The organism is Halanaerobium sp. ST460_2HS_T2 (assembly GCF_003337665.1).
Lineage (GTDB): Bacteria > Bacillota > Halanaerobiia > Halanaerobiales > Halanaerobiaceae > Halanaerobium > Halanaerobium kushneri.
This window is the reverse complement of sequence record NZ_QPJF01000016.1, coordinates 83,227-95,621: the sequence shown is the minus strand read 5'-3', so window position 1 is coordinate 95,621 and position 12,395 is coordinate 83,227. Positions and strand designations below refer to the sequence as shown.

The following is a 12,395-nucleotide window of genomic DNA, read 5'->3' as shown; positions in this document are numbered from 1 at the left end:
AATCTATTTTAAGAGTTTCTAAGAACAATTTATCCACAATTTTGCCTGTTGATAACTTTAAGTTTTTGCTATTTTAAAAAATGGGGAAACTCCTTATTCTATAATTTAAAAACTGAAAATGGAGGAGATAAAAATGGGTAGTTTATTAGAAAAGAGTAGGAAGATCAACCGTTTATTACAGAGAACAGGTGGTAATGCAGTAGATTTTTCCGATATGGCTTATGTGCTAAAAGAAGCAATGCAGTGTAATGTATATGTAACAAGTAAAAAGGGTAAAATTTTAGGTTATAGTCTGCTTGATGATTTTGAATGTGATATTATGGAAGAAGAAGTGATTGACCACGGTGAATTTCCAGAAGACTATAATAAAGGTCTGTTAAGAATTAGAGAAACAAAGTCAAATATTGAACAAAAAGATGGCAAGTGTGTATTTGCTGATGGTGAGGACTGTTTATTTGAAGATAAATTAACAACTATCGTACCTGTAATTGGGGGCGGAGATAGACTTGGCACCTTAGTTTTAGCTCGTTATGGGTCTGAGTTTAATGATGAAGATTTAGTTCTGGCAGAATATGGTGCTTCAGTTGTTGGAATGGAAATTTTACGTTCCCGCAGTGAGAGAGTAGAAAAAGAAGCCCGTAAAAAGGCAGCTGTTCAAATAGCGATTGACACTCTATCTTACTCCGAGTTAGAAGCAATTGAACATATTTTTGAAGAACTGGATGGAGAAGAAGGCCTATTAGTAGCCAGTAAAGTTGCAGATAGAGTCGGTATTACTAGATCAGTAATTGTAAATGCACTGCGTAAATTTGAGAGTGCTGGAGTTATAGAATCTCGTTCATTGGGAATGAAGGGTACCTATATTAAAGTTCTTAATGATAATCTATTAGACGAATTAGAAAAACTTAAAGCATAAATTTATATTTGCCGATAGATTAACAGTTTTATTTGATTTAGCGGGCTCCTCTTATATAATGAGGAGCCTTTTGAATATTAGCAAAAAAATATTTTTTCTAAAAAGCTTGATTAAAGTTTAAGTCTATGGTATACTTTTTTGTGGCAAAATACACACGATAGTTGATCTAAATGCTGGTGCTGTATTTTATACAGTTGTGTTTAGAGTTGATGCTGTCGGAGGCTAAAACCAGAAAGGAGGTGCAGGAGTTATGTCAGTTGTAAACATGAAACAACTCCTCGAATCGGGTGTTCATTTTGGTCACCAGACTAAGAGATGGAACCCAAAGATGAAACCATATATTTTCACCGAAAGAAATGGGATTTATATCATTGATCTTCAGCAGACAGTTAAGTTAATTGATAAAGCTTATAACTTTGTTAAAGAAGAAGCTGCTGAAGGAAAAAATGTACTGTTCGTTGGAACCAAGCGTCAGGCACAGGAAACTGTTAAAAAAGAAGCTGAAAGATGCGGAATGCCTTATGTTAATCAGCGCTGGTTAGGTGGTATGTTAACTAATTATCATACTATCAAAAAGCGTATTGATCGCTTAGAAGAGATTGAGCAGATGGAAGAAGAAGGTATTTTTGAAGTTCTTCCTAAAAAAGAAGTTATCGAGTTAAACAAAGAACACGATAAACTTCAGAGATTCCTCGGTGGAATTAGAGATATGAATGGTTTACCAGATGTAATCTTTATCACAGATGCAAGAAAAGAAGATATTGCAGTTTCTGAAGCAAGAAAACTTGATATCCCTATTGTATCAATTTTAGATACTAACTGTGATCCAGATCTGATAGATTATGTCATTCCTGGTAATGATGATGCTATTAGAGCTGTCAAATTGATTACCAGTGTTATTTCTGACGCAGTACTTGCTGGAAAGCAGGGTAAACAGGAAGCTGAAGTTAAAGAAGAAGCTGAAGCTGAAGAAAATACTGCTGAATAATTTAGAACTAATAAAAGCGCTGGTAAAGTTTTTATGCTTTGCAGCGCTTTTTTTCTAGCATAATTTAATTATATTTAGCAAAAATTAGTTAAATATTGATTGAATATGCTGAAGTATTATTTTGCAAAACAGAATAAATAATTTATTTGTTATTATAAGGAGGTTTTAATAAATGGGAGTTACAATGAAAGATATAAAAGAGCTTCGTTCCCGAACCGGTGCTGGTGTTCTTGACTGTAAGAAGGCTCTTAATAAAGTTGACGGCGATATTGAAGCAGCTGTTGAACACTTAAGAGAAAAAGGAATGGCTGCTGCTGCGAAAAAGGCAGGTAGAGTTGCAGCTGAGGGATTAGTTAGCTTAAATATAAGTGATGATCGTAAAAAAGGTGTTCTGGTTGAGGTTAACTCTGAGACTGATTTTGTTGCAAAAAATGATAATTTCCAGACTCTTGTTGCTGATATTTCCGAACATCTAATGCAGAGTGAGGCAGAAACAGTAGAAACTGTTGAGAATGAATCCTGGTTTAAGGATGAAAATGAAACAGTTAGTGATGTTATTAAAGCAGCAATTGCCAATATTGGTGAAAATATCAACTTGAGAAGATTTAAAAGAGTTGAAACCGATGGTTATTTATTTGGATATATCCATATGGGTGGAAAAATTGGTGTGCTAGTTGAATTTGCTAATGAATTCACTGAAGAAAAAGCCCAAACTGCCAAAGATATTGCCATGCACATTGCAGCAATCAATCCAGAATTCTTAGATCGTGATTCTGTTGATGCAGAGTCTATCGAAAAAGAAAAGAAAATTTATAAAGAGCAAATGTTAAATGAAGGTAAACCTGAGCATATTATTGATCAGATTGTAGAAGGTAAGATCAATAAGTATTATACCCAGGTCTGTCTTTTAGAGCAGCCCTTTGTTCGAGACGATGACAAAACTGTTGGTGAAATATTATCAGAAAATGATATGGAAGTTAAGCAGTTTACTCGCTTTGAAATTGGTGAAGGAATCGAAAAGAAAGAAGAAGACTTCGCTGCTGAAGTTGCTGCAATGACAAAAAATCAATAATAATTAAAAAAGGAGAGCACTTAGAGAAAGTGTTCTCTTTTTTTAAGTAAATTTGCTTATAAAAAAGGAATTAGCTTAAAATTGAAGAATAATATTTAATGGAGGTTAATTATATAATGACAGAAAAACCAGTTTATTCAAGAATACTGCTTAAGATTAGTGGGGAGGCTCTCGCCGGTAATAACGGCTTTGGTATTGACCCGGAAATGATCAAAAAAATTGCATCCGAAATAAGTGATGTTGTTAAAACTACAAGTGTTGAAATGGCAGTTGTAGTTGGTGGAGGTAATATTTTTAGAGGTATTGCTGGGAGTGCAAAGGGAATGGACCGTGGAACTGCTGATTATATGGGGATGCTGGCAACTGTAATTAATGCTCTTGCCCTACAGGATGCCATAGAAAAATTTGACATCGAAACCCGAGTTCAGTCTGCAATTGAAATGCGTCAGATAGCTGAGCCTTATATTCGAAGAAGAGCAATTAGACATCTTGAAAAAGGGAGAGTTGTAATTTTTGCTGCTGGAACCGGTAACCCTTTCTTTTCAACAGATACCACTGCTGCTTTAAGAGCTGCTGAAATTTCTGCAGATGCAATCTTAATGGCTAAAAATGTAGACGGGATTTATGATTCTGATCCTGCTGTTAATGAAGATGCCCAAAAACACGATACTCTATCTTACATTGACTTATTAAATAATTCTTTAAGAGTTATGGATTTCACAGCAGTTTCTCTCTGTATGGATAACAAAATTCCTTTAAAAGTATTTGCAGTAAAAAAAGAGGGCAATATTAAGCGGGTTTTGCTGGGCGAAAACATTGGAACTTCTGTTAGTTAACTATTAGATTTGAGGAGGACAAATTTATGTTTAGAGAAGTAATGAAAGAAACAGAAAAAAAGATGGAAAAAACTCTTGAAAAAACAAAAGAAGATTTAAATACTATTAGAACCGGACGTGCTAGACCTTCACTTGTGGAAAATATTAAAGCAAACAACTATGGAGTAGCTACTCCGATTCAGCAGATGGCAAAAGTTTTCGCACCTGAGGCAAGACAGATTGTAATTGAGCCCTGGGATAAAAATAATATTGAAGCAATTGAAAAAGCAATTATGCAGGAAAATCTTGGTTTAAATCCCAGTAATGATGGCAGTGTTATTAGAATTAATATTCCTCAGTTAACTGAAGAAAGAAGAAAAGAGCTTGTTAAGATTTTACATGAAAAAGCTGAAAAAGGTAGAATAGCTATTCGTGCAATCAGAAGAGATTCCAATGAAGAACTGGAAATGTTAGAAGATGAAGGTGAGATTTCTGAAGATAATATGCACAGAGGTCTGGATAACGTGCAGGAATTAACTGACGATTATATAGGAAAACTAAATGATATTGTAGAGAAAAAAGAAGAAGAGATAATGGAAGTATAGATATGGAATTTGAAAAATTTTTAGCTTCTCCACTAAAAAAAGCAGTAGATTTTATGGAAGAAAATCAGTTTAATTACAAACTGACACAGGTTAAACCTCCATCTCATTATGATAATAAATTTAAAAATAAGGGTCTTAAGAGAGTTCTTAAGCTTGAAAAAGTAACAGATTATTATCTTATAACCTGGTCTTTTCAATATAACAGCTAATTTATACCCCCTTTTTAGGGGGTAATTAATTAATTGGAAGGAATGATTTTATGAATACTCCCAGAAATATTGCAATTATTATGGATGGTAATGGCCGCTGGGCAAAACAGAGAAATAAAGGTAGAAGTGCCGGTCATAAAGAGGGTGTTAAAACTTTAAAAAAAATAGTAAAAGCAGCAGTAAATTTAGAAGTTGAGTCATTAACTGTTTATGCTTTTTCTACTGAAAATTGGAAAAGACCAAAAACCGAGGTGGACTTTTTATTAACCCTAATGAAAAAAACAATGCGTAATGAGGTAGATGAACTATTAGATAATGGGGTTAAAGTTAATTTCCTGGGACGAAAGCGTAATCTTTCTCAAAGCTTAATTAGAGAAATTGAATATATTGAGGCTAGATCAAATAATAATAAGAATCTTACTTTAAATATTGCTTTTAATTATGGTGGCAGAGCAGAAATTATTGATGCTGCCAAAAAAATAGCTAAAGACTATAAAAATGGTCAGATTGACCTGGATAAGTTAACAGAAAGTTATTTTGGTAGTTATTTATATAATCAGAATCTGCAAAACATAGAATTATTAATTAGAACCGGTGGTGATCTTCGTTTGAGCAATTTTCTGCTCTGGCAGTCCGCTTATGCCGAACTATATTTTGCAGATAAATTTTGGCCTGATTTTACTGAAGATGATTTAAAAATGGCAATCAATGATTTTAAAAATAGAGAAAGAAGATTTGGTGGCTTAAAAGACGGTGATAGTAATGCTTAAAAAAAGAGTGATTAGTGCAATTATAGGTATTTTATTATTAATTTTTTTAGTATTTTCCGGTTCATTCCCATTTTTTTTGACTGTAAGTATGATTGTTGGACTGGCTGTCAGAGAATATAATCGTATGCTTAAAATTGAATCTAAGATATTGAAAAGTATTATTACTATATCTGCTGTTTTAATAGTTTTTAATGTTTATCTGATCTCAAATAATTTTAATTACCTTCCTTCAGGTATTATATTTTTTATTATTATTTTTTCGCTTTATATTTATAATTTAAACAATTATCAGGAAGAAAATTTCATTAATAATATAAGTCATCAGTTATTTTCTATTATTTATATAGGTGGGGGCTTATCTTTTGCTGTCTTTTTAAGAGATATTAATCAGGGGCCTTTCTTTACTACTAGTGCATTATGGTTGGTTTTAATAGCTACCTGGTTAACGGATTCTGGGGCTTATTTTGCTGGCAAAAAATTTGGTAAAACACCAATGGCTCCTATCATTAGCCCAAATAAAACAGTAGCAGGTGCTGTCGGAGGAGTATTAACAACAGCTCTTTTTATTATAGTTACAGCTGTTTTTTTAAATGTTTTTAATATCTATTACCTTATATTTGCTTTTACATTCCCGATTATAGCAATTATGGGTGATCTTTTTGAATCCTGTATCAAAAGAAATTTTGATGTCAAAGATACAGGGACTATTATTCCCGGACATGGTGGGATACTGGATCGATTTGACAGCTTTATTTTCACAGCACCTTTTACATATTATTTTATTATTTTACTGCTGGGGTGAGTTAAATGAAGATTAATAAATGGTATATTAAATATTTTTTAATGTTCTTATTTTTACTAGTTAGTTTAGTAATATTAGAACATGTCTTTATCTATTTCACTCCTTTTATAATAGCTGCTGTAATTGCAAGTTTAATAAATCCAATTGTAGATTATCTGGATCGAAAAATTCCAATTCATCGTGGTTTTACTGTTATTATTGTGCTCATACTAGTTATCGTGATTTTGGTGACAATGATTATAATTGGAGGAGCACAGGGATATCTGGAGTTAAACAGGCTTCTCAAAAATCTACCAGATTACAGATCAATTGATTCTCAGCTTAAATGGATCTCAGAACAGAATCAGCAGTTAGAAAATTTTATGGAAAACTGGGAGATATCTGATGCAGTAAAAGAAGCAATTAACAGTAATTTACAGCTTTTATATAATGGGGTCAGGGATGCTTTGATTTCTGTTATAAATTCTATTTTAGAGTTTTTAACTAAATTACCTAGTCTGTTTATGATTTTGTTTATTGCTTTTATTGCTACTTTCTTTATTAGCAGAGATCGGGACAGCATTAAGGAGTTTTTAGTTAACCTGTTTCCGGAAGATGTGCAGCCTAAAATTGCTAATGTTTTTACTCAGTTAAATCGATCTGCTGTCGGTTATATTAGAGCGATGCTGATCTTAATCTCTATTAGTGGTCTGGTGGCGGGAATAGGAGTCAAGTTAATCGGCAATCAGTATGCTTTAATAGTTGGAGTTACAGCAGCAGTACTGGACTTAATACCAATTATTGGGCCTGCCTTATTATTTTATCCCTGGATTATAATGTCGATAATTTTCGGTAATTTTTCTCAGGCTTTTGCCCTTTTTATACTGCATTTATTTCTGGCCGGAATACGTTCTGCTTCTGAAGGTAAAATTATGGGGAAAAGTCTCGGCCTGCATCCGCTGGCAACAATGATAGCTCTTTTTTCGGGGTACCGAATTTTAGGTGCAATTGGTTTTGTTGTTGGACCAACATTTTTAGTTATTATTAAGGCAATAGTCGATTCTGACTTAATTGATATAAAAGAATAATCAAATTTAGTTTTTGAGGTGAAAATCATGAAAGAAATAACAATACTGGGTTCAACAGGTTCAATTGGGACCCAGACTTTAGAAGTAATAAGTGAATTAAAAAACTGGAAGGTTAAAGCTTTAACTGCCTACCAGCAGACTGAACTATTATTTAAACAGATAAAAAAATTCAACCCGGAATTTGTCGTTGTTGTTGAAGAAGAAGCTGCTGTTGAATTAAAAAACAGATTGGCAGCTGAGCCAACAATAAAAACAGAGATTTTAAGTGGTAAACAAAGTTTAGAAACTGCTGCAGCTGAAAAAGTTGATATTTTATTAAATGCAATTGTTGGATTTGCTGGTCTGGAGCCCTCAGTCGCTGCAGCAAAAGCTGGTAATGATATTGCGCTAGCTAATAAAGAAAGTTTGGTTAGTGGAGGTCCGGTGTTGACTGAGCTGGTCAGAGAAAATGAAGTTAAACTACTTCCGGTTGATAGTGAGCATAATGCAATTTTTCAGCTTTTAAAGGGTCATCAAAGTGAACTGGAGGAAATTATTTTAACAGCATCTGGAGGTCCTTTCTTTTCTTATTCCAGAGAAGAACTAAGTCAGGTTTCGGTTGAAGATGCCCTTAATCATCCAAACTGGGAGATGGGGAGCAAAATAACTATTGATTCAGCATCTCTGATGAACAAGGGGTTGGAAGTGATTGAGGCTCACTGGTTATTTGACTGTAATTATGAAGATATAAAAGTTTTAGTTCACCCTCAGAGCATTGTTCATTCGATGATCAGGCTGATTGACGGAACAATCCTGGCGGAAATGGGTCCAGCTGATATGAAAATACCAATTCAGTATTGTTTAACTTATCCTCGCCGGTCTGAAACTGCAGGTAATATGCTTGAACTTGATCAGATTGCTGCTCTGGAATTTTTCCAGGCTGATACTGATAAATTTCCAAATTTAAAATATGCATATACTGCTGGTAAAGCGGGAGGAACTTTTCCGGCGGTTTTAAATGCAGCAAATGAAATAGCAGTTTATAGTTTTTTAAGAGGAGAAATTCCATTTCTAGCTATGAGTCGAGTTGTTGCATCTGTTCTGGATCAGCATCACAATATTACTGCCCCTGATTTAGAGGACATTTTGAATTCTGACCAGGAAGCTCGTCGACTGGCAGTGGAGGTTATTAAAGAATGGTTCTAACAATTGTATCATTTATAATTGTCCTTGGAGTTTTAGTCTTTATTCACGAATTTGGACATTATATTACAGCAAAAAAGTCTGATATTATGGTTTCTGAGTTTGCACTTGGTTTTGGTCCCAAGCTGATTTCTAAAAAAGTCGGTGAGACATTATACTCAATTAGAGCAATTCCTCTGGGTGGTTTTTGCAATATGGTGGGAGAATTTCCGGCAGATGATTCAATGCCTGAAGAGGAAAGAAAAATCTATGATCAGGCAAAAGAAAAAGGACGTCTTTTTACTCAAAAGTCAAGTCTTAAAAGATTGGCTGTAATTTTGATGGGTCCAATTATGAATTTTCTGCTTGCGGTTGTGATATTTATTCTTGCTTTTGCTATTTTTGGTGTACCAACTTCTACTACCAAAGATGCAGTTTTAGGTGAAGTTATACCGGAACAGCCCGCTGCTGAAGCAGGTTTAAGAGCAAATGATAAAATTCTTGCTATAAATGGTCAGCAGATTAATAGCTGGGAGGAAATGTCTGCTTTAATTAGAGAAAATGCTGATCAGGAAATAACTGTCCGCTATCAGCGGAAGGGAGAGGTCAACACAATTAATATTACTCCGGTCCAGAGTGAAGATAATGAACGTGGAGTAATTGGAGTTTATCCTCAGTTAATTAGAGAAAATGTGTCTTTTATAAGTTCAATTTCTCTTGGCTTACAGCAGTCATATCAGGTTTTTGTAATGACAATCTCTGGTTTTGTGCAGATGTTTAGGGAGAGCTCGACCGAAGATATTGGTGGTCCAATAATGATCGCTTCAATAATTGGTCAGGCAGCCAGAGTTGGTATTTTGAATGTTTTAAACTGGACAGCTATAATCAGTATTAACTTAGGTATTATCAATTTACTTCCCTTTCCGGCTCTTGATGGTGGAAGAATCTTATTTATATTAATAGAGATGGTTAGAGGAAAGGCCGTAGATCCGCGCAAAGAAAGTTTTGTGCATATGATTGGATTTGCGATTTTAATGCTGTTAATGCTTTTTATTATCTATAATGATTTAATGCGTACTTTCTTTTGAGCAAAATTGAAGTTGAAAATTATTTAAATTTATCAATGCTAACTTACAGAGGTGGATTATGTATAATAGAAGAAAAACTCGAGTTGTGAATTTTGCTGAACAACCTGTAGGAGGAGAAGCACCAGTTTCTGTGCAGTCAATGTGCAATACTAAAACAGAGAATGTAGAAGCAACTGTAAAGCAGATCAAGGAACTGGAAGCAGTTGGATGTGAGATTATTAGGGTTGCAGTGCCCGATAAAAAGGCTGCTCGAGCGCTTTCAAAGATAAAATCTAAAATTAATATTCCTCTAGTTGCTGATATCCATTTTGACTACAGATTGGCCTTAATGGCTGTTGAAAATGGTGTTGATGCACTGAGAATTAATCCAGGAAATATAGGAAGTAATCAGCGGGTACAGGAAGTTGCGCTGGCCTGCAAAAAAAAGCAGATACCAATTAGAGTAGGCAGTAATTCTGGATCAATTGAAAAAGAACTGCTGAAAAAATATGGTGGACCTACTGCTGAGGCAATGGTGGAAAGCGCTTTGAGAAATGTTAAAATCCTGGAGGAAAATGATTTTAGAGATATAGTGATTTCATTGAAATCAAGTCACATCTCCACAACGATCAGGGCTTACAGTTTGATGGCTGAAAAAGTTGATTACCCGTTTCACATTGGAATTACAGAATCTGGGACTCCCTGGCGGGGAACAATTAAATCAGCAGCAGGTATCGCTTCTCTTTTAACTCAGGGCTATGGTGACACATTGAGAGTTTCTTTGACCGGTGATCCCATTGAAGAAGTGAGGGTTGGTTGGCAGATCTTAAAATCACTGGAGCTTAGAAAAAAAGGAGTTGAAATAATTTCTTGCCCAACCTGTGGCCGTACAAATATTGATTTAATAGCTCTGGCAGAAAAAATTGAAAAAGAGCTGTTGAAGATAGATAAAGAGATTACAGTTGCGGTGATGGGTTGTGCTGTTAATGGTCCGGGAGAGGCAAAAGAAGCTGATATAGGTGTTGCCGGTGGTATAGAAGAAGGCTTGATTTTTAAAGAAGGAAAGATTATAAAAAAAGTAAAAGAAGATCAACTTTTAGCAGAATTAATGCAAGAAATCAAAAAACTTTAAAATATATTAGAAAACTTTTAGAAGACAAAATATATTTATAGATTGGAAATAGGAGTGATTAGAATGCGCATGTCAAAATTGTATTTACCAACGTTAAAAGAAGATCCAGCTGAGGCTGAGGTTATTAGTCATAAATTGATGTTGAGGGCCGGAATGATGAGAAAACATTCTTCCGGAATCTATTCTTATCTACCGCTGGGTTATCGAGTAATTAAAAAAATTGAAAAAATAACCAGAAAACATATGGACAACAGTGAGGCACAGGAAGTGCTGCTCCCTATTATGCAGACTTCGGAAATCTGGAAAGATTCTAAACGCTGGGATAAATTTGGACCATTAATGATTAAATTTAATGATCGAAAGTCCAGAGAATATTGTCTTGGACCAACTCACGAGGAAGTAGTAACTGATCTGGTACGGGATGAAGTTAGATCATATAAGGATCTTCCTCTCAATTTATATCAGATTCAGACTAAGGTCAGAGATGAAATTAGACCACGTTTTGGGGTAATGCGGGGACGAGAATTTATTATGAAAGATGCTTATAGCCTGGATACCGATTATCAGGGACTTGATCAAAGCTATCAGGCAATGTATGATGCTTATGAAAGAATTTTTGCTGAATGTGGCTTGGAAGCAGTTGCAGTCGAGGCTGATACTGGTGCTATGGGTGGTAAAGACTCACATGAATTTATGGTGCTGGCTGATTCTGGTGAGGATGAGATAGCCTTCTGCAGCCACTGTGACTATGCTGCCAATGTGGAAAGAGCTACTTCTAAAAAAACAGATATAGATTTTGAAGTTGAAGCTGAATTAGAAAAAATACATACTCCAGAGATAAAAACTATCAGTGAGCTGGAGGAATATTTAGAGGTTCCAGCTGCTAAAATGATTAAGGCGGTTGCTATGGTGGCTGATGGCGAAGCTGTTTTAGCTCTGGTCTCTGGTGAAGATGAACTAAATGAAATTAAATTAACAAACTATCTACAGGCAAATGAACTGCGGGCTGCTGAAGAGGAAGAGTTTGCAGAGCTCTTTAACAGTGTTGCCGGTTTCATTGGACCTGTAAATCTGAACAATGTACGAATTGTTGCTGATCAAAGGCTAAAAAATATGTCGGGAGCAGTTGTTGGAGCAAACGAAAAAGATTACCATCTAAAGCAGGTTAAGGCTGGCAGAGATTTTGAAGTAGAGGCATTTACAGATCTTCGCTCTGTAAGAGGTGGGGAACGATGTCCAAAATGTGACCAGGGTAAATTAAATATCAAAGATGGAATTGAGGTTGGTCATATTTTCAAATTGGGAACCAAATATAGCGAAAATATGGGAGCCAATTACCTTGATGAAAATGGAAAAGCCCAGCCGATTGTAATGGGCAGTTATGGAATTGGTATAACCAGACTGGTTGCTGCAGCGATTGAGCAGAATAATGATCAGTATGGTATTAAGTGGCCAAAAGCAATTGCTCCTTATCAAATAATTATTCTGCCTCTGGGTAATGATGATCAGGTTCAGGAAAAATCTGAGGAAATTTATCAAAACTTAAAAGCTCAGGGTTGGGAAGTTCTAATTGATGACCGCAGCGAAAGAGCTGGAGTTAAATTTAACGACTCAGAATTAATTGGAATTCCATTACGTCTAACAATTGGTTCACGATCTTTAGAAAATGGTGTAGTGGAGGCAATGATTAGAGAGAATAATAAGAAGTTAGAAATTGAACTTGATAATCTGGAAAAAGAGGTAGAAAAACTTTTTGCAGATATCTCTTAAGTTTTAATTTTTCATCTGGAA

Annotated in this window: 13 protein-coding genes; all 13 read left to right on the top strand. The window is 35.0% G+C overall.

Annotation, left to right across the window (positions count from 1 at the left end):
• The first annotated feature begins 133 nt into the window (after positions 1–133).
• The 13 genes from codY to DFR80_RS09105 all read left to right on the top strand — a co-directional run bounded on the left by codY (position 134) and on the right by DFR80_RS09105 (position 12,374).
• Positions 134–916, top strand: coding sequence for a GTP-sensing pleiotropic transcriptional regulator CodY (gene codY, locus DFR80_RS09165; protein ID WP_076543551.1), 783 nt, complete (start codon positions 134–136; stop codon positions 914–916).
• Between the two features lie 250 nt (positions 917–1,166).
• Positions 1,167–1,904, top strand: a complete 738-nt coding sequence (gene rpsB, locus DFR80_RS09160) for a 30S ribosomal protein S2 (RefSeq protein ID WP_076543550.1) — start codon at positions 1,167–1,169, stop codon at positions 1,902–1,904.
• 172 nt (positions 1,905–2,076) lie between these two features.
• Positions 2,077–2,976, top strand: a complete 900-nt coding sequence (tsf, locus tag DFR80_RS09155) for a translation elongation factor Ts (protein WP_114489790.1) — start codon at positions 2,077–2,079, stop codon at positions 2,974–2,976.
• A 116-nt stretch (positions 2,977–3,092) separates the two neighbouring features.
• Complete coding sequence (pyrH, locus tag DFR80_RS09150) at positions 3,093–3,812, top strand: UMP kinase (protein WP_076543548.1); 720 nt, start codon at positions 3,093–3,095, stop codon at positions 3,810–3,812.
• A 26-nt stretch (positions 3,813–3,838) separates the two neighbouring features.
• Entirely contained in the window at positions 3,839–4,396 is a 558-nt protein-coding gene (frr, locus tag DFR80_RS09145) for a ribosome recycling factor (RefSeq protein WP_076543547.1), read from the top strand.
• Positions 4,397–4,398: 2 nt separating this feature from the next.
• Positions 4,399–4,605, top strand: a complete 207-nt coding sequence (locus DFR80_RS09140) for a hypothetical protein (protein ID WP_076543546.1) — start codon at positions 4,399–4,401, stop codon at positions 4,603–4,605.
• A 50-nt stretch (positions 4,606–4,655) separates the two neighbouring features.
• Positions 4,656–5,375, top strand: coding sequence for an isoprenyl transferase (locus DFR80_RS09135; protein WP_076543545.1), 720 nt, complete (start codon positions 4,656–4,658; stop codon positions 5,373–5,375).
• Entirely contained in the window at positions 5,368–6,177 is an 810-nt protein-coding gene (locus tag DFR80_RS09130; RefSeq protein ID WP_076543680.1) for a phosphatidate cytidylyltransferase, read from the top strand. Before DFR80_RS09135 ends, DFR80_RS09130 begins: the two co-directional genes overlap by 8 nt.
• 5 nt (positions 6,178–6,182) lie before the next feature.
• Positions 6,183–7,244: a sporulation integral membrane protein YtvI gene (gene ytvI, locus DFR80_RS09125; RefSeq protein ID WP_076543544.1), complete on the top strand. Its 1,062-nt coding sequence runs from the start codon at positions 6,183–6,185 to the stop codon at positions 7,242–7,244.
• 27 nt (positions 7,245–7,271) lie between these two features.
• The gene (locus DFR80_RS09120; protein WP_114489789.1) at positions 7,272–8,429 is read left to right on the top strand and encodes a 1-deoxy-D-xylulose-5-phosphate reductoisomerase; all 1,158 of its coding nucleotides are present in this window, start codon (positions 7,272–7,274) and stop codon (positions 8,427–8,429) included.
• A complete protein-coding gene (rseP, locus tag DFR80_RS09115; protein WP_114489788.1) occupies positions 8,420–9,493 on the top strand; it encodes an RIP metalloprotease RseP in 1,074 nt (357 codons plus the stop codon). The genes DFR80_RS09120 and rseP overlap by 10 nt, the downstream gene beginning before the upstream one ends.
• 58 nt (positions 9,494–9,551) lie before the next feature.
• Positions 9,552–10,604 carry a flavodoxin-dependent (E)-4-hydroxy-3-methylbut-2-enyl-diphosphate synthase gene (ispG, locus tag DFR80_RS09110; protein ID WP_114489787.1) on the top strand — a complete coding sequence of 351 codons (1,053 nt, stop codon included), beginning with the start codon at positions 9,552–9,554 and terminating at the stop codon, positions 10,602–10,604.
• A gap of 63 nt (positions 10,605–10,667) precedes the next feature.
• Positions 10,668–12,374: a proline--tRNA ligase gene (locus tag DFR80_RS09105; protein WP_076543540.1), complete on the top strand. Its 1,707-nt coding sequence runs from the start codon at positions 10,668–10,670 to the stop codon at positions 12,372–12,374.
• The last annotated feature ends 21 nt before the right edge of the window (positions 12,375–12,395 follow it).